15 protein-coding genes are annotated in these 16,915 nt (G+C 70.9%); 6 read left to right on the forward strand and 9 right to left on the reverse strand.

The window, feature by feature from the left end:
* The first annotated feature begins 57 nt into the window (after positions 1-57).
* Genes ABZ854_RS09905 through ABZ854_RS09915 form a run of 3 tightly spaced genes read left to right on the forward strand, consistent with a single transcriptional unit; the run spans position 58 to position 3,603 of the window.
* Positions 58-1,386, forward strand: coding sequence for an ABC transporter substrate-binding protein (locus ABZ854_RS09905; RefSeq protein ID WP_361207009.1), 1,329 nt, complete (start codon positions 58-60; stop codon positions 1,384-1,386).
* A gap of 7 nt (positions 1,387-1,393) precedes the next feature.
* Positions 1,394-2,767 carry an ABC transporter permease subunit gene (locus ABZ854_RS09910; RefSeq protein ID WP_361207012.1) on the forward strand — a complete coding sequence of 458 codons (1,374 nt, stop codon included), beginning with the start codon at positions 1,394-1,396 and terminating at the stop codon, positions 2,765-2,767.
* Complete coding sequence (locus tag ABZ854_RS09915; RefSeq protein WP_361207015.1) at positions 2,764-3,603, forward strand: carbohydrate ABC transporter permease; 840 nt, start codon at positions 2,764-2,766, stop codon at positions 3,601-3,603. Before ABZ854_RS09910 ends, ABZ854_RS09915 begins: the two co-directional genes overlap by 4 nt.
* 134 nt (positions 3,604-3,737) lie before the next feature.
* Here the strand turns inward: ABZ854_RS09915 and ABZ854_RS09920 are convergent, their stop codons facing one another.
* From ABZ854_RS09920 to tkt, 6 genes are all read right to left on the reverse strand, one after another.
* Positions 3,738-4,235: a lamin tail domain-containing protein gene (locus ABZ854_RS09920; protein ID WP_361207018.1), complete on the reverse strand. Its 498-nt coding sequence runs from the start codon at positions 4,233-4,235 to the stop codon at positions 3,738-3,740.
* Positions 4,236-4,380: 145 nt separating this feature from the next.
* Complete coding sequence (pgl, locus tag ABZ854_RS09925) at positions 4,381-5,163, reverse strand: 6-phosphogluconolactonase (protein WP_361207021.1); 783 nt, start codon at positions 5,161-5,163, stop codon at positions 4,381-4,383.
* On the reverse strand, positions 5,160-6,236 hold the full coding sequence (gene opcA / locus ABZ854_RS09930; protein WP_361207024.1) for a glucose-6-phosphate dehydrogenase assembly protein OpcA: 1,077 nt from the start codon (positions 6,234-6,236) through the stop codon (positions 5,160-5,162). The genes pgl and opcA overlap by 4 nt, the downstream gene beginning before the upstream one ends.
* A complete protein-coding gene (zwf, locus tag ABZ854_RS09935) occupies positions 6,233-7,771 on the reverse strand; it encodes a glucose-6-phosphate dehydrogenase (RefSeq protein WP_129309768.1) in 1,539 nt (512 codons plus the stop codon). The genes opcA and zwf overlap by 4 nt, the downstream gene beginning before the upstream one ends.
* Before the next feature lies 1 nt (position 7,772).
* A complete protein-coding gene (gene tal / locus ABZ854_RS09940; RefSeq protein WP_361207027.1) occupies positions 7,773-8,891 on the reverse strand; it encodes a transaldolase in 1,119 nt (372 codons plus the stop codon).
* Between the two features lie 33 nt (positions 8,892-8,924).
* Positions 8,925-11,012, reverse strand: coding sequence for a transketolase (tkt, locus tag ABZ854_RS09945; RefSeq protein ID WP_361207030.1), 2,088 nt, complete (start codon positions 11,010-11,012; stop codon positions 8,925-8,927).
* 414 nt (positions 11,013-11,426) lie between these two features.
* Here tkt and ABZ854_RS09950 point away from each other — a divergent pair, with 414 nt between their 5' ends.
* The 3 genes from ABZ854_RS09950 to ABZ854_RS09960 all read left to right on the forward strand — a co-directional run bounded on the left by ABZ854_RS09950 (position 11,427) and on the right by ABZ854_RS09960 (position 14,099).
* Complete coding sequence (locus tag ABZ854_RS09950; RefSeq protein ID WP_361207032.1) at positions 11,427-12,383, forward strand: heme o synthase; 957 nt, start codon at positions 11,427-11,429, stop codon at positions 12,381-12,383.
* Between the two features lie 82 nt (positions 12,384-12,465).
* Entirely contained in the window at positions 12,466-12,789 is a 324-nt protein-coding gene (locus ABZ854_RS09955) for a hypothetical protein (RefSeq protein ID WP_361207034.1), read from the forward strand.
* 197 nt (positions 12,790-12,986) lie between these two features.
* Positions 12,987-14,099, forward strand: a complete 1,113-nt coding sequence (locus ABZ854_RS09960; RefSeq protein ID WP_361207037.1) for an amidohydrolase family protein — start codon at positions 12,987-12,989, stop codon at positions 14,097-14,099.
* A 12-nt stretch (positions 14,100-14,111) separates the two neighbouring features.
* Here the strand turns inward: ABZ854_RS09960 and ABZ854_RS09965 are convergent, their stop codons facing one another.
* From ABZ854_RS09965 to ABZ854_RS09975, 3 genes are all read right to left on the reverse strand, one after another.
* Positions 14,112-15,125 (reverse strand): COX15/CtaA family protein, encoded by a 1,014-nt coding sequence (locus ABZ854_RS09965; protein ID WP_361207387.1) that lies wholly within the window; start codon positions 15,123-15,125, stop codon positions 14,112-14,114.
* Positions 15,126-15,195: 70 nt separating this feature from the next.
* Positions 15,196-15,969 (reverse strand): ABC transporter permease, encoded by a 774-nt coding sequence (locus ABZ854_RS09970; RefSeq protein ID WP_361207040.1) that lies wholly within the window; start codon positions 15,967-15,969, stop codon positions 15,196-15,198.
* On the reverse strand, positions 15,966-16,889 hold the full coding sequence (locus ABZ854_RS09975; protein WP_361207043.1) for an ABC transporter ATP-binding protein: 924 nt from the start codon (positions 16,887-16,889) through the stop codon (positions 15,966-15,968). Before ABZ854_RS09975 ends, ABZ854_RS09970 begins: the two co-directional genes overlap by 4 nt.
* Positions 16,890-16,915: the final 26 nt, after the last annotated feature.

Consider the following 16,915-nt stretch of genomic DNA (forward strand, 5'->3'; position numbering starts at 1 on the left):
CCCTCCCGAAAACGCCCGACCTCCCGAACTCCCACTCTCCCGAAGGGACATCCGACGATGATGCGACGACGTACCACCCTGCTCACCGGCTGCACCGCCCTCGTCCTCGCGCTCGGCGCCACCGCCTGCGGCAGCGGCGACCCCGTCTCCGCCGGCGGCGGTGACAAGGCGCTCAGCGGCCAGACCGTCACCGTGGCCGGCGTCTGGACCGGCAGCGAGCAGAAGAACTTCCAGAAGGTCCTCGACGCCTTCACCGCCAAGACCGGCGCCAAGACGCAGTTCGTCTCCACCGGCGACAACGTCTCCACCGTCGTCGGCAGCAAGATCGAGGGCGGCAACGCCCCCGACGTGGTGATGGTCCCGCAGGTCGGCGTGCTCCAGCAGTTCGCGAAGAAGGGCTGGCTCAAGCCGCTGTCCACCACCGCCCGGCAGACGATCACCGCCGACTACGCGCCCGTCTGGAAGAAGTACGGCAGCGTCGACGGCACCCTGTACGGCCTCTACTTCAAGGCCGCCCACAAGTCGACCGTCTGGTACAGCCCCACCGCGCTCGCCCAGGCCGGCGTCAAGCCGCCCACGACGTACGACGCGATGCTGAAGGCCGGGCACACCATCTCCGACTCCGGGCTCGCCGCCTTCTCCGTCGGCGGCCAGGACGGCTGGACCCTCACCGACTGGTTCGAGAACGTCTACCTCTCCCAGGCCGGACCCGACAAGTACGACGCCCTCGCCGCGCACAAGCTGAAGTGGACCGACCCGAGCGTGGTCAGGGCGCTCGGCACCCTCGGCAAGCTGTTCAAGGACAAGCAGCTCGTCGCGGGCGGCCAGAAGGAAGCCCTCGACACCGACTTCCCGGGCTCGGTGGAGAAGGTGTTCGGCCCCAAGCCCGAGGCCGGCATGGTCTACGAGGGCGACTTCGTGGCCGGTGTCGCCCACGACCAGTACGGCAAGACCATCGGCAAGGACGCGAACTTCTTCCCGTTCCCCGCCGTCGACGGCGGCAAGGCGCCGGTCGTCAGCGGCGGCGACGCGGCCGTCGTCCTCAAGGACGGCAAGAACGCCAAGGCCGGCATGAAGCTCCTGGAGTACCTGGCCACCCCCGAGGCGTCGGCCGTGTGGGCGAAGGCCGGCGGCTTCCTCTCCCCGAACAAGAAGCTCGACCTCTCCTCCTACGGCGACGCCGTCACCCGCGCCACCGCCAAGTCCCTGATCCAGGCGGGCGACTCGGTCCGCTTCGACATGTCCGACCAGGCGCCCGCCGCGTTCGGCGGCACGAAGGGCGCCGGCGAGTGGAAGCTGCTGCAGGACTTCCTGCGCGACCCGTCGAACCCGAAGGCGACCGCGGCCAAGCTGGAGTCCGCGGCGGCCAAGGCCTACCAGAACTGAGCGCGCCATGACCGCCACCGCACACGTGAAGGACAGGGGCGGCGCGCTCTCACCGCCCCGCGTCCAGCCCGCCGGCCCCCGGCGGCGCGCCCGGCGCCGGACCCGGATCGCCGCCCTCCTCTTCGTCTTCCCCGCGCTGCTCCTGCTCGGCGCGCTCGTCGTCTACCCGGTGCTGTTCTCCGTCGGCCGCAGCTTCTTCGACGCCTCCGGCACCCGGTTCGTCGGCGGCGACAACTACGCCGAGATGTTCCGCGACCCGGCCACCCTGAAGGCCATCCGCAACACCACGATCTGGGTGGTCGTCGCCCCGGCCCTGCTGACCGGCCTGGGCCTGATCCTGGCCGTGCTGGTGGAGAAGGTCCGCTGGGCCACGGCGTTCAAACTGCTGCTGTTCATGCCGATGGCGGTGTCCTTCCTCGCCGCCGGCATCATCTTCCGGCTCGCCTACGACCAGGACCCGCACAAGGGCGTGCTGAACGCGGCCGCCGTCTCCGTCCACGACGCCTTCAAGGGCACCTCGTCGTACCCGACGGCCCGGGCGCGCGACGGGCACGGGCTCGAGAAGGGCCGCGACGGCTCCTACCTGACGACCGGCAGCGTGTCGCCGGGCGACACGACGGCCCTCGGGCTGGTCGGTGTGCTGCCGGGCGACCTGCCCAAGGGCGCCGAGCCCGCGTACGGGGCCGCCCGGCGCCCTGCCGCGCCGGGTGAGGTGCGCGGGGTCGTCTACCTGGACTTCACGCTCGGCGGGGGAGGGAAGCAGGGCCGGGTCGACCCCAAGGAGAGCGGGCTGCCCGGCATGAAGGTGGAGGCACTGCGCGACGGGCGGTCCGTGGCCAGTACGACCACCTCGGCCGACGGCTCCTTCCGCTTCGCCGGGCTCGGCGCGGGGTCGTACACGCTGAAACTGCCGGAGTCCAACTTCGCGCCGCCCTACCAGGGCGTCTCGTGGCTGGGGCCGACCCTCGTCACCCCGGCGATCATCGGCGCGTACCTGTGGATCTGGACCGGGTTCGCGATGGTCCTGATCGGCGCGGGTCTGTCGAGTCTGCCCCGGGACGCGCTGGAGGCGGCGCGGATGGACGGGGCGAACGAGTGGCAGATCTTCCACCGGATCACCGTGCCGCTGCTGGCACCCGTCCTCACGGTGGTCTTCGTGACCCTCGTCATCAACGTGATGAAGGTCTTCGACCTCGTGTACATCATCGCGCCGGGCCCGGTGCAGGAGGACGCCACCGTGCTCGCGACCCAGATGTGGCTGGTCTCCTTCGGCGGCGGCAACAACCAGGGGCTCGGCAGCGCCCTCGGGGTGCTCCTGCTGGCGCTGGTGATCCCGGCGATGGTGTTCAACGTCCGGCGGTTCCGAAGGAGTCAGCGATGAACGCGGTGCGGAAGGGGCTGGGCAACGGGCTGGTGCAGGCCTTCCTGGTGGTGATCGGCCTGGTCTGGCTGACCCCGCTGGCGGGACTGTTCGTCTCCTCGATGAGGTCGGCCACGGACACGGCGAAGGGCGGCTGGTGGACGGCGCTGGCCGCCCCCGGGCAGCTGTCCTTCGACAACTACTCGGCGCTGCTGAAGAACGCGGGGATGACCCAGGCGTTCTGGAACACGGTCATGATCTCGGTGCCGGCGACCACGCTCGTCGTCGTCATCGCCGCGCTCGCCGGATACGCCTTCGCCTGGCTGGACTTCCCCGGCCGTGAGCCGTTGTTCCTGCTGGTGGTGGCGCTGCTGGTGGTGCCGGTGCAGATCGGTCTGCTGCCGGTGGCCAAACTCTTCGGGCAGCTGGGGCTGTTCGGCACGATCCCCGGGGTCGTCCTCTTCCACGTCGCCTACGGGCTGCCGTTCGCGGTGTTCCTGCTGCGGAACTACTTCGCGGAGATGCCGAAGGAGATGCTGGAGGCGGCGCGGATGGACGGGGGCAGTGAGTGGCGGATCTTCACGCGGCTGGTGCTGCCGGTGGGGCGGCCGGCCATCGCCTCGCTGGCGATCTTCCAGTTCCTGTGGGTGTGGAACGACATGCTGGTCGCGTTGCTGTTCGCGGACAGTTCTTCGCAGCCGTTGACCGTGCAGTTGCAGTCGCAGATACGGCAGTTCGGCAGCAACATCGATGTGCTGGCGCCGGGGGCGTTTCTGTCGCTGATCGTGCCGGTGGTGGTGTTCTTCGCCTTCCAGCGGCACTTCGTGCAGGGCGTGATGGCGGGGTCGGTGAAGTAGGGGGAGGGTGGGGCGCGGTGGGATTTCTCGCCCCCGCCGCCCCTACCCGTCCCGTCCTTCAGGGGCTCCGCCCCTGGGACCCCGATCGGCCTTCGGCCTCGTCCTCGAACGCCGGACGGGCTGGTTGTGGTGCCTCAGCCGTGGAACGTGATGTAGCCGTTGCCGTCGTGGTCGTTGTGGGACGCGGTGTACGAGTGGGTGTCCGCGTGGGCGCCGGAGGGCTTGTAGAGGCGGATCGTGTCCTCGTCGTTGTTCCAGATGAAGTTGCAGTTCTGGCGGTAGGCGACGTTCTTCGCGTCCGACTCGGTGCCGTGGCCGCCGCGCAGCACCACGTAGTCACCGGGCTGGAGGTAGTGGTTGTGGACGAACGTGTACTTGTTGGTGCTGGTGGCGTCCCGGACCACGTAGCCCTTCAGGTTCACGGTCGCGGTGTGCGAGTAGTTCTTGATCGTCAGGTACTCGTTCTTGGTGTTTCCGTGGGTGCAGCTGTTGGAGTCCGCCCCGGGCGCGTTGTACTGGACGCCCTTGATCTTCAGGGCGGAGGAGTACTCGGTGGCCTGGGCCGGAGCGGCGGCGAGAACGGCGAGAGTGCCGGCCGCGGCGGTGGCGGCGAGTGCGGTGCGTATGCGCATGAGGTCCCCCCTCAGTGGTGCGAATGGAGCGCTCGGAGCTTATACGACCGATGGGGGAGGTATGGTCAGTACGTGAAGGAAACGTGAAGAAGGGGCGGCGGGAACCTGTGGTTCCCGCCGCCCCTCGTGTCTCAGAGCGCGTGCCTCACGGCGACGCCGGTGGGTACAGCGAACGCGGCAACTGCGAGGCCGCCGCCGCGTCCAGCAGCCACAGGGTGCGGGAGCGGCCGTACGCGCCGGCCGCCGGTGCCTGGATCTCGCCCGCGCCCGACAGGGCGATGGCCGCGGCCCGCGCCTTGTCCTCGCCGGCCGCCAGCAGCCACACCTCACGGGCGGAACGGATCGCCGGCAGGGTCAGCGAGATCCGGGTCGGCGGCGGCTTCGGCGCGCCGTGCACGCCCACCACCGTGCGCTCCGTCTCCCGGACGGCCGGCAACTCCGGGAACAGTGAGGCCACATGGGTGTCCGGGCCGACGCCCAGCATCAGCACGTCGAACGCCGGGACCGCGCCGTGGTTCTCGGGTCCCGCGGCCTTGGCCAGCTCCGCCGCGTAGGCCTCGGCCGCCGCGCCCACGTCACTGCCGTACGGCCCGTCGGAGGCGGGCATGGCGTGCACCCGCGCCGGGTCCAGCGGCACGGCGTCCAGCAGGGCCTCGCGGGCCTGCGTGACATTGCGCTCCGGATCGCCCTCGGGCAGGAACCGCTCGTCGCCCCACCACAGGTCCAGCCGGGACCAGTCCACGGCGTCCCGGGCCGGGGCGGCGGCCAGCGCGGCGAGCAGCCCGTTGCCGTTGCGGCCGCCGGTGAGGACCACGGACGCCTGGCCCCGCGAGGCCTGCGCGTCCACGATCTTCGTGATCAGGCGGGCCGCCGCGGCCTGGGCCATAAGCTCCTTGTCGCGGTGCACGACCAGCTGAGGGGTGCTCACTTCGCGCCCGCCTTCCGCGCCGGGACCTTCTTGGCGGTCCGGGAGGCCGCCTTCTTCGCGGGTGCCTTCGCGGCCTCCTCGACCGGCTCGGGCACGGCGCCGGGCTCGGGGTCTGCCTGGCCCGCCTCCGCCTCAGCCTCGGCGACCGGGCCGGTGAGCCGGTCCACGCCGTACCGCAGCGCCGACGCGTAGGTGTCGTCCGGGTCCAGCCGGCGCAGCTCCTCCGCGATCAGCTCGGCGGTCTCGCGCCGCTTGAGCGCCACCGCGCGGGCCGGCTGGCCCTCGATGGCCAGCGTGGCCAGCGAACCGTCCGCGCGGTCCAGCACGATCGGCCCGCGGTCCGTGTCCATCCGTACGGCGGTCAGGCCCGGGCCCGCCGACGGCGATCGCTTCACGGGCACGGCCAGCCGGTCCGCGAGCCACATCGCCAGCAGCTCGCAGCTCGGGTTGAACTCCTCGCCCTCCACCTCGACGGCCTTGACCTCGCACGTCACCTGGTCCAGGGCCGCCGCCAGCATCGAACGCCAGGGCGTGATCCGGGTCCAGGACAGGTCGGTGTCGCCGGGCGTGTAGGCGTCGGCGCGGGCGGACAGCTCCCGCACCGGCTGTTCGGCGGCGTAGGAGTCGGTGACCCGGCGCTGGGCGAGCGCGCCCAGCGGGTCCTTCGCCGGGTCCAGCGGCGCGTTCACCGGCCACCACACCACCACCGGCGCGTCCGGCAGCAGCAGCGGCAGCACCACCGAGTCGGCGTGCCCCACCGCCTCGCCGTACAGCCGCAGCACGACCGTCTCACCGGTGCCCGCGTCGGCGCCCACCCGCACCTCGGCGTCCAGCCGCGAGGAGGTGCGGTCGCGCAGGGTGCGCGACACGCGCTTGATGACCACCAGCGTGCGCGAAGGGTGTTCGCGCGAGGCGTCGTTGGCGGCCCGCAGGGCGTCGTAGGCGTTCTCCTCGTCGGTGACGATGACCAGGGTGAGCACCATGCCGACGGCGGGGGTGCCGACGGCGCGGCGGCCCCGCACGAGCGCCTTGTTGATCGCCCCCGCCGTGGTGTCGGTCAGGTCTATCTTCATGGCCGGCGCCAGCTCCGTCCCTCTCGTGCGAGCATCTCGTCCGCCTCCGCCGGGCCCCAGGTGCCCGACTTGTACTGCGCGGGCCGCCCGTTGCCGTCCCAGAACTGCTCGATCGGGTCGAGGATCTTCCAGGACAGCTCGACCTCCTCCGTGCGCGGGAAGAGGTTCGCGTCACCCAGGAGCACGTCCAGGATCAGCCGCTCGTACGCCTCGGGGCTCGACTCCGTGAACGACTCGCCGTAGGCGAAGTCCATGGACACGTCCCGGATCTCCATCGAGGTGCCCGGCACCTTCGAACCGAACCGGACCGTGATGCCCTCGTCCGGCTGGACCCGGATGACGACCGCGTTCGAGCCCAGCTCCTCCGTCGCCGTGTGGTCGAACGGGGAGTGCGGGGCGCGCTGGAAGACCACCGCGATCTCGGTGACCCGGCGGCCGAGCCGCTTGCCGGTGCGGAGGTAGAACGGCACGCCCGCCCAGCGGCGGTTGTCGATGCCGACCTTGATCGCCGCATAGGTGTCGGTCTTCGACTTGGGGTCGATGCCGTCCTCTTCGAGGTAGCCGATGACCTTCTCGCCACCCTGCCAGCCCGCCGCGTACTGCCCGCGCACGGTGCTCAGCCCCAGGTCCTTCGGCAGCCGCACGGCACCGAGCACCTTGGTCTTCTCCGCCGCCAGCGCGTCCGCGTCGAAGGAGGCCGGCTCCTCCATGGCGGTCAGCGCGAGCAGCTGGAGCAGGTGGTTCTGGATGACGTCACGGGCGGCGCCGATGCCGTCGTAGTAGCCGGCCCGGCCGCCGATGCCGATGTCCTCGGCCATGGTGATCTGCACGTGGTCCACGAAGGACCGGTTCCAGATCGGCTCGAACATCGTGTTGGCGAAGCGGAGCGCCAGGATGTTCTGGACGGTCTCCTTGCCGAGGTAGTGGTCGATGCGGAACACCTGGTCGGAGGTGAACACCTCGTGCACGACCCGGTTGAGTTCCTCGGCCGACTTCAGGTCGTGGCCGAACGGCTTCTCGATGACCGCGCGCCGCCAGGAACCGCCCTGCTGGTCGGCCAGCCCGTGCTTCTTCAGCTGCTGGATGACCACGGGGAAGGAGCGCGGCGGCACCGACAGGTAGAAGGCGAAGTTGCCGCCCGTGCCCTGCGCCTTGTCCAGCTCCTCGATCGTGCCGCGCAGCCGCTCGAAGGCGTCGTCGTCGTCGAAGGTGCCCTGGACGAAGCGCATCCCCTGGATGAGCTGCTGCCAGACCTCCTCCCGGAACGGCGTGCGGGAATGTGCCTTGACGGCGTCGTGGACCTCGGCGGCGAAGTCCTCGTGCTCCCACTCGCGGCGGGCGAAGCCCACCAGCGCGAAGCCCGGCGGCAGCAGGCCCCGGTTGGCGAGGTCGTACACCGCGGGCATCAGCTTCTTGCGGGACAGGTCGCCCGTGACCCCGAAGATCACCAGACCCGACGGCCCCGCGATGCGCGGGAGCCGTCGGTCGGCGGGATCACGGAGCGGGTTCGCTCCGGAACCTGCTAGAGGTGACAACTCAGCCCTCCGAGGGAGCGAGGCGCTTGAGCTCCGCCTCGGTCGACTTCAGCAGGTCCTCCCAGGACGCCTCGAACTTCTCCACGCCCTCGTCCTCCAGGACCTTCACGACGTCGTCGTAGGCGATGCCGAGCTTCTCGACCGCGTCGAGGTCGGCGCGCGCCTGCTCGTACGTCCCGGTGACCGTGTCGCCGGTGATCTCACCGTGGTCCTCGGTGGCCTCCAGCGTGGCCTCCGGCATGGTGTTGACCGTGTTCGGCGCGACCAGGTCGGTGACGTACATCGTGTCCGGGTACGCCGGGTCCTTCACGCCGGTCGACGCCCACAGGGGACGCTGCTTGTTGGCGCCCGCGTTCTCCAGCACGTTCCACCGGTCGGAGGAGAAGACCTCCTCGTACGCCTGGTAGGCGAGGCGCGCGTTGGCGATGGCTGCCTTGCCGCGCAGCGCCTTGGCCTCGTCGGTGCCGAGCGCGTCGAGGCGCTTGTCGACCTCGGTGTCCACGCGGGACACGAAGAAGGACGCCACCGAGTGGATCTTGGAGAGGTCCAGGCCGCGCTCCTTGGCCTTCTCCAGGCCGGTCAGGTAGGCGTCCATGACCGCGCGGTAGCGCTGGAGGGAGAAGATCAGCGTGACGTTGACGCTGATGCCGTGGCTGATGGTCCGGCCGATCGCCGGCAGGCCGGCCTCGGTGGCCGGGATCTTGATCAGCGCGTTGGGGCGGTCGACCAGCCAGGCCAGCTGCTTGGCCTCGGCGACGGTCGCGTCCGTGTTGTGCGCCAGGCGCGGGTCGACCTCGATGGAGACCCGGCCGTCCTGGCCGTCGGTGGCGTCGAACACCGGGCGCAGGATGTCGGCGGCGTCGCGGACGTCCGCCGTGGTGATCATGCGGATGGCCTCTTCGACGGTGACCCGGCGGGCGGCGAGGTCGGAGACCTGCTGCTCGTAGCCGTCGCCGTGCGAGATCGCCTTCTGGAAGATCGTCGGGTTCGTGGTGACGCCCACGACGTGCTGCTGGTCGATCAGCTCGGCGAGGTTGCCGGACGTGATCCGCTTGCGCGACAGGTCGTCCAGCCAGATCGCGACGCCCTCCTCGGAGAGGCGCTTGAGTGCGTCTGTCATGGAATTACATCTCCTACGTGTCGTATATGAGCGTCAGCGCTGGGCGTCGGCCAGGGATTCCCGGGCCTTGGCGGCCACGTTCTCGGGCGTGAAACCGAACTCGCGGAAGAGGACCTTGCCGTCCGCGGACGCACCGAAGTGCTCCAGGGAGACGATGCGGCCGACGTCCCCGACGTACTTGTGCCAGGTGAGTCCGATGCCGGCCTCGACGGCGACGCGGGCCTTCACCGACGGGGGCAGCACCGAGTCCCGGTACCCCTGCTCCTGCTCCTCGAACCACTCCACCGACGGCATCGAGACGACCCGGGTCGGCACCCCGTCGGCCTGCAGCGCCTCGCGCGCCTCGACGGCCACGTGCACCTCGGACCCGGTGGCGATCAGGATGACCTGCGCCTCGCCGCCCTCGGCCTCGAACAGCACGTACCCGCCGCGCGCGGCGTCGTCGTTCGGCTCGTAGGCCGGCACGCCCTGGCGGGTGAGCGCCAGACCGTGCGGGGAGCCCTTGCCGAACTCCTTGGTGTAGCGGCGCAGGATCTCGCGCCAGGCGATCGCGGTCTCGTTGGCGTCCGCCGGACGGACCACGTTCAGACCCGGGATCGCGCGCAGCGACGCGAGGTGCTCCACCGGCTGGTGGGTGGGGCCGTCCTCGCCGAGGCCGATCGAGTCGTGCGTCCACACGTACGTCACCGGCAGGTGCATCAGCGCCGACAGACGCACCGCGTTGCGCATGTAGTCGGAGAAGACGAGGAACGTGCCACCGTAGATCCTGGTGTGGCCGTGCAGCGCGATGCCGTTCATCTCCGCGGCCATGGCGTGCTCACGGATACCGAAGTGGACCGTGCGGCCGTACGGGTTCGCCTCCGGCAGCGGGTTGCCCGCGGGGAGGAACGAGCTGTCCTTGTCGATGGTCGTGTTGTTCGACCCGGCCAGGTCGGCCGAACCGCCCCACAGCTCCGGGACGACCGCGCCGAGGGCCTGCAGCACCTTGCCGGACGCGGCACGCGTGGCGACCGACTTGCCCGCCTCGAACACCGGGAGCTTGTCCTCCCAGCCCTCGGGCAGCTCGCCGGCGCTGATCCGGTCGAAGTCCGCGGCGCGCTCGGCGTTGTTCTCCCGCCACAGCCGGAACGACTTCTCCCACTCGGCCTTCGCCTCACGGCCGCGCTCCAGGGCCTGCCGGGTGTGCTTGAGGACGTCGTCCTCCACCTCGAAGGACTTCTCCGGGTCGAAGCCCAGGACGCGCTTGGTGGCCGCGACCTCCTCCTCGCCCAGCGCCGAGCCGTGCGCGGCCTCGGTGTTCTGCGCGTGCGGCGCCGGCCAGGCGATGATCGAACGCATCGCGATGAACGACGGCCGGTCGGTGACCGCCTTCGCCTCCTGGATCGCCGCGTAGATCGCGGCCGGGTCCAGGTCGCCGTCCGCCTTGGGCTGCACCCGCTGCACGTGCCAGCCGTAGGCCTCGTAGCGCTTCACCGTGTCCTCGGACACGGCCGTCTCGGTGTCGCCCTCGATCGAGATGTGGTTGTCGTCCCACAGCAGGACCAGGTTGCCCAGCTTCTGGTGACCGGCCAGCGAGGACGCCTCCGAAGAGATGCCCTCCTGAAGGCAGCCGTCACCGGCGATGCAGAACACGAAGTGGTCGAACGGGGAGGCGCCCTCGGCGGCCTCCGGGTCGAACAGGCCGCGCTCGTAGCGGGCGGCCATCGCCATGCCCACCGCGTTGGCCACACCCTGGCCCAGCGGGCCCGTGGTGGTCTCCACACCCCTGGTGTGCCCGTACTCCGGGTGGCCGGGGGTCTTGGAACCCCAGGTACGGAAGGACTTCAGGTCGTCCAGCTCCAGGCCGAAACCGGCCAGGAACAGCTGCGTGTAGAGGGTCAGGGACGAGTGGCCGGCGGACAGCACGAAACGGTCCCGGGCCACCCACTCCGGGTCGGCCGGGTCGTGCCGCATCACCTTCTGGAAGAGGGTGTAGGCGGCCGGAGCCAGGCTCATCGCCGTACCGGGATGGCCGTTGCCGACCTTCTGTACGGCGTCTGCGGCCAAAACGCGGGCGGTGTCCACGGCCCGCTGGTCCAGCTCGGTCCACTCAAGGTCTGTGGTGGTCGGCTTGGTGCTCACCCTGGGTCAGGGCTCCTCTCCACATGTCGGTCGCCGGTCCGCGGGGCACGCGCGCCCACCCCCGGCCGGCCGGTGCGCTTCTGCCCACCGGCCGCTGTCGAGCCTACCCTCGTGAGGACGTGCGTTTTTTCGAGTCATTCCAGACTGCCGGGACTCTTCACGATCCGCCTCCCGACTGGCCGACAACGCATTCGGCACATGAATACGGAGCCGCTCATCTGACCGCTCAATCGAGCCCGGCCGCGCACGTCGGACGGCCCCTTTCGCGCCCCCTTCCACGCCGCCTCCCGCACCCCCCTCCAACACGAGCCACCCCCGCGAAGGCCGAGGTATGGGCAACGTCTAAAGTGGCGTGGTACGCGCGAGCCCCGACCGGGACTTCACAGGGGGGCTCGCTGGGAGTCTCTGTCAGGGGTGTGCGTGACGGCCGTCGAATCCCGTCCTGCGGGCGTGCTCGCTGGTACGAGCCAGGGCCCGGTTCACCGGCCGTTCGGGGCCCGTGTCAAGGCGTTCGTGGCGCTGACCAAGCCGCGGATCATCGAGCTGCTGCTCATCACCACCGTTCCGGTGATGTTCCTGGCCCAGCAGGGCGTGCCGGACCTCAAGCTGGTCCTGCTCACCTGCCTCGGCGGCTATCTTTCCGCGGGCGGCGCCAACGCGCTGAACATGTACATCGACCGGGACATCGACGCCCTGATGGACCGCACCTCGCAGCGCCCGCTGGTCACCGGCATGGTCAGCCCGCGCGAGTGCCTCGCCTTCGGCATCACCCTCGCGGTCGTCTCGACCCTGCTGTTCGGCCTCACCGTCAACTGGCTGTCGGCCTGGCTGTCGCTCGGCGCGCTCCTCTTCTACGTCGTCGTCTACACGATGATCCTCAAGCGGCGCACCTCGCAGAACATCGTGTGGGGCGGCATCGCCGGCTGCCTCCCCGTCCTCATCGGCTGGTCGTCCGTCACCAACTCGATGTCGTGGGCGCCGGTCATCCTCTTCCTGGTCATGTTCTTCTGGACGCCGCCCCACTACTGGCCGCTGTCCATGAAGGTCAAGGACGACTACGCGCGCGTGGGCGTGCCGATGCTCCCGGTCGTCGCCTCCAACAAGGTGGTGGCCAGGCAGATCGTGATCTACAGCTGGGTCATGGTCGCCGTGTCGCTGCTGCTGACCCCGCTCGGCTACACCGGCTGGTTCTACACCCTGGTCGCCCTCGCGGCCGGCGGCTTCTGGCTCTGGGAGGCGCACGGCCTGCAGAACCGGGCGAAGGCCGAGGTGACCGGCGCGAAGCTGAAGGAGATGCGGCTCTTCCACTGGTCGATCACCTACGTGTCGATCCTCTTCGTCGCGGTCGCCGTCGACCCCTTCCTGCGCTGAGCCCCGGCGGGGGACCGGGCGGGGCACACGTCACACACCTCCGGCCTCGCCAGCTGATCTACCCGTGAGTAGCATCCTGTTCATGGCAGACACGCAGCAGGTTGACCCCAAGGCCGAGCGCAAGGCGGCCCGGCTCGCCCAGCAGATCGGCTCCTTCGCCAAGGCCCACGGAGGGGCCGAGGGCCAGGTCGCGTACATCGGCGACCGGGGCGCCCGCATCGCCCTCGTCGGCGAGGACGGCACCTGGGGCAACCTCGTCGCCCCCACCACCACCATCGCCCAGCAGGCCCTGGAAAAGGCCGGCATCACGGTCCACGAGGACTTCGACGGCGAGTTCGCGGCAAAGGTGAAGACGGGGTCGTACGAGTGGAAGAGGATGGCGGGCATCCAGCTCGGCGGGGAGTGAATCCCGGGCCCCAGACAGCGGGCGGCTGAGCAGCGCCCCGTAAGGGGCGCGGGGAACTGCGCGACAAGCCACATCCGGCCCGCAGCCGCGAGGTGACCGCACCCCCCGAGCTGGACCGCGCCCGCGACCAAACCCCCGTTCACCCGTTAGGCCCTGTGAGCCAGCAGCGGCATGCAGCGTCCTGACGGGGAGCCCGGATGATCGAAACGCCGTCCCTCGTGGACCAGTACTGTCACGGCGTACTACGAACAGAGCTGGGCCTGGGCACCTTCGAGGCCCAGCTCGCCCGCACGGAGGGCCCCCCGGCCCCCGGAACCACCCTCTTCGACACGCAGACCGGCTTCGCCGTACGCCGCTGGTGCCCACCCCTCCTCGGCCTGGAACCCCACTGCCCGCCGGCCCGCTATCTGGCCCGGCGCCGCGAACTGGGCACCCCGGAAGCGGGCCGCAGGCTGCTGCGCGGCAGCGGGATCACGACCTACCTGGTCGACACCGGTCTGCCCGGCGACCTCGTCGGCCCGGCCGAGCTGGCCTCCGCCGGGGCGGCCCGCGCCCATGAGATCGTTCGGCTCGAACAGCTCGCGGAGCAGGTCGCAGACACCTCCGGGACCGTCGAGTCGTTCCTCGCCAACCTCGCCGAGTCGGTGCACGTGGCCGCCGCGACCGCCGTCGCCTTCACGTCCGTCGCCGGCCTGCGGCACGGCCTGGCCGTCGTACCGGAGCCGCCCGGACCGGGGGAGGTGCGGGGCGCGGCGGCCCGCTGGCTGGCCGGACGCCGGGTCGGCGGTGAGCTGACCGACCCCGTCCTGCTACGGCACCTGCTGTGGATCGCGGTCGCCTCGGGGCTGCCGCTGCAACTGCACGCGGGTCTCGGCGAGCCCGGCGCGCGCATCGACCGTACGGACCCGGTGCTGCTGACCGACTTCGTGCGGGCCACGGCCGGTCTCGGCACCGATCTGATCCTGCTGCACGGCTACCCGTACCACCGTCACGCCGCCCATCTGGCCGGAGTCTTCCCGCACGTGTACGCCGACTCCGGGGCCGCGCTCGTGCGGACCGGCGCCCGCGCGGCCACCGTCCTCGCCGAGATCCTGGAACTGGCACCCTTCGGCAAGATCCTCTTCTCCAGCGGCGCCCACGGACTGCCCGAACTGCACGTCGTCGGCGCGCACCTGTTCCGCGAGGCGCTCGGCCGGGTGCTGGGCACCTGGGTCGCCGAGGGCGCCTGGTCGCTGACCGACGCCCAGCGGGTGGCCGGACTGATCGCCTCGGGCAACGCGCGCCGGGTGTACGGCCTGGAGGCCGTCTGAGCGGCGGCCTGCCTACGCGCGCGTGCCGACCGTCACCTCGGCCGACGGACCCGGCAGGTCCAGCGCCCCGTCGTCCGGGCGTTCCCGCAGCGCCAGCAGCACGCGCACGACGTAGATCCACACCAGGCAGGAGCCGAGCATGTGCAGGCCGACCAGCAGCTCGGGCAGGTGCGTGAAGTACTGGACGTAGCCGATGACGCCCTGGCAGAGCAGGACGACGAACAGGTCCCGCGTCCGCGACAGCGGCCCCTTCGGCGCGTCGACGGCCTTCAGGACGAACCACAGGGCGAAGGTGAGCGTGACGACGATCCAGGCGAGCACGGCGTGCAGCTTGGCCACCGTCTCCCAGTCGATCGGGATGCGCTTGACCTCGCTGGAGTCACCCGCGTGCGGGCCGGCCCCCGTCACCACAGTGCCGACGGCGATCAGCAGCAGGGACGCGGTCACCAGGAACCACACCAGCTGCTGCACCGCCTTGCCGACCAGCGGACGGCCCGGCGCGTCACCCTCGCGGGTGCGCTGCCACATCACCACGGCGACCGCGATCAGGGCCGACGCCAGCAGGAAGTGGGCGGCGACGGTGTACGGGTTGAGGCCCACGAGCACCACGATGCCGCCGAGGACCGCGTTGCCCATCACCAGCCAGAACTGCGCCCAGCCCAGCCGGGTGAGACTGCGCCGGTACGGCTTCTCGGACCGCGCGGCGATGATCGCCCAGCCGACGGCGGCGCACAGCACGTACGTCAGCATGCGGTTACCGAACTCGATCGCACTGTGGTAGGTCAGCGCGTTCGTCGGCGTCAGCGAGCCGCTGGTGCACTCGGGCCAGGTCGGGCAGCCGAGGCCCGAGCCGGTCAGCCGTACGGCACCGCCGGTGACGACGATGACGACCGCCATCACGAGGGCGGCGAGCGCCGCCCGCCGGACCGTCCGGGGCCCGGGGGTCCAGCGGTCTGCGATGAAGGCGAGCGGGTTGCGCACGGCCGCTACGGCGTCGGCGGGGGTCAGCTTTGGCACGCCCACCATGGTAGGCCGCGGCTTGTGCACGCTTTCACGAGGGTCGGGCGCGGCCTTCGTACGCTGGTTCATCGGGCCCTCACTCCCAGCGGAAGAACTTCCCGGCCGCGGCCAGCGCCACGACCGCCCAGACGGCGAGGATGCCCAGGTCGCCCCAGGGCATCCCGGCCCCGTGCTGGAGCACGTCCCGCAGGCCGTCCGACAGCGCCGAGATCGGCAGCAGCCCGAGCACGTGCTGTCCGGCCGAGCCGAACCTCTCCAGCGGGACGATGACGCCGCCGCCGACGAGCAGCAGCAGGAAGACCAGGTTGGCGGCGGCCAGCGTCGCCTCCGCCTTCAGCGTGCCGGCCATCAGCAGGCCGAGGCCCGAGAAGGCGGCCGTGCCGAGGACCATCAGCAGCAGCACGGCGAACGGGTCGCCGTGCGGCGACCAGCCCAGCGCGTACGCGATCACCACCAGCATGATCACCTGGAGCACCTCCGTGACCAGCACGGACGCCGTCTTCGCAGTCATCAGGCCCCAACGGGGCAGCGGGGAGGAGGCGAGCCGCTTCAGCACGCCGTAGCGCCGCTCGAAGCCGGTGGCGATGGCCTGGCCGGTGAACGCCGTCGACATCACGGCGAGGGCCAGGATGCCCGGCGCGAGGAAGTCGACCGACTTGCCGGCGCCGGTGTCGACGATGTCGACGGAGCTGAACAGCACCAGCAGCAGCGTCGGGATCACGACCGTCAGCAGCAGTTGCTCGCCGTTGCGCAGCAGCATCTTCGTCTCCAGCGCCGCCTGCGCCCCGATCATGCGGGTCAGGGGCGCCGAGCCCGGCTTCGGGGTGTACGTACCCGGCACGGTGGTCATGAGCGCAGCTCCTTGCCGGTCAGCTCCAAAAAGACGTCCTCCAGGGTGTGGCGTTCGACCGAGATCCGGTCGGGCATCACGCCGTGCTGGGCGCACCACGAGGTCACGGTGGCCAGCAGTTGCGGGTCGACCTTGCCGACGACCCGGTAGGCGCCCTGGGTCAGCTCGGCGGCGGTGCAGTCGGCGGGGAGCGCCTTCAGCAGGGAGGCCACGTCGAGACCGGGGCGGCCGGTGAAGCGCAGGGTGTTCTCGGCGCCGCCCTTGCACAGCTCCTCGGGCGAGCCCTGGGCGATGACCCGGCCGCCGTCGATGATCGCCACGTCGTCGGCGAGCTGCTCGGCCTCGTCCATGTGGTGCGTGGTGAGGATCACGGAGACGCCGTCGGTGCGCAGGTCCCGGACCAGGTCCCAGGTGGCCCGGCGGGCCTGCGGGTCGAGGCCGGCGGTCGGCTCGTCGAGGAAGACCAGCTCGGGGCGGCCGACCACGGCCATGGCGAGCGCCAGGCGCTGCTGCTGGCCGCCGGACAGCCGCCGGTAGCCGGTCCGGCCGCAGCTCTCCAGGCCGAGCCGCTCGATCAAGGCCGTCACGTCCAGCGGGTGCGCGTGCAGCTTGGCGACGTGCCGCAGCATCTCGTCGGCTCTCGCACCGGAGTACACGCCTCCCGACTGGAGCATCACCCCGATACGGGGACGCAGCTCGGCGGACTGCCGGACCGGGTCGAGGCCCAGGACGCGCACCGTGCCGGCATCCGGCCTCCGGTACCCCTCGCAGGTCTCGACCGTGGTCGTCTTCCCCGCCCCGTTGGGGCCGAGTACGGCGGTCACGCCCGCCTCGGCGACCAGGTCGAGGCCGTCCACGGCGGTCTTCGTGCCGTACCGCTTCACCAGGGCCTGGACCTGGACCACGGGCTCACTTCGCATGGCCCCAGAGTCTAGGGAGCGGCAGT

The organism is Streptomyces sp. NPDC047028, from assembly GCF_040644095.1.
Lineage (GTDB): Bacteria > Actinomycetota > Actinomycetes > Streptomycetales > Streptomycetaceae > Streptomyces.

Coding starts and splice junctions, on each gene's coding strand:
- ABZ854_RS09905 (WP_361207009.1), top strand. CDS start 58: ATGATGCGACGACGTACCACCCTGCTCACCGGCTGCACCGCCCTCGTC.
- ABZ854_RS09910 (WP_361207012.1), top strand. CDS start 1,394: ATGACCGCCACCGCACACGTGAAGGACAGGGGCGGCGCGCTCTCACCG.
- ABZ854_RS09915 (WP_361207015.1), top strand. CDS start 2,764: ATGAACGCGGTGCGGAAGGGGCTGGGCAACGGGCTGGTGCAGGCCTTC.
- ABZ854_RS09920 (WP_361207018.1), bottom strand. CDS start 4,235: ATGCGCATACGCACCGCACTCGCCGCCACCGCCGCGGCCGGCACTCTC.
- opcA (WP_361207024.1), bottom strand. CDS start 6,236: ATGAAGATAGACCTGACCGACACCACGGCGGGGGCGATCAACAAGGCG.
- tal (WP_361207027.1), bottom strand. CDS start 8,891: ATGACAGACGCACTCAAGCGCCTCTCCGAGGAGGGCGTCGCGATCTGG.
- ABZ854_RS09955 (WP_361207034.1), top strand. CDS start 12,466: ATGGCAGACACGCAGCAGGTTGACCCCAAGGCCGAGCGCAAGGCGGCC.
- ABZ854_RS09960 (WP_361207037.1), top strand. CDS start 12,987: ATGATCGAAACGCCGTCCCTCGTGGACCAGTACTGTCACGGCGTACTA.
- ABZ854_RS09965 (WP_361207387.1), bottom strand. CDS start 15,125: ATGGTGGGCGTGCCAAAGCTGACCCCCGCCGACGCCGTAGCGGCCGTG.
- ABZ854_RS09970 (WP_361207040.1), bottom strand. CDS start 15,969: ATGACCACCGTGCCGGGTACGTACACCCCGAAGCCGGGCTCGGCGCCC.
- ABZ854_RS09975 (WP_361207043.1), bottom strand. CDS start 16,889: ATGCGAAGTGAGCCCGTGGTCCAGGTCCAGGCCCTGGTGAAGCGGTAC.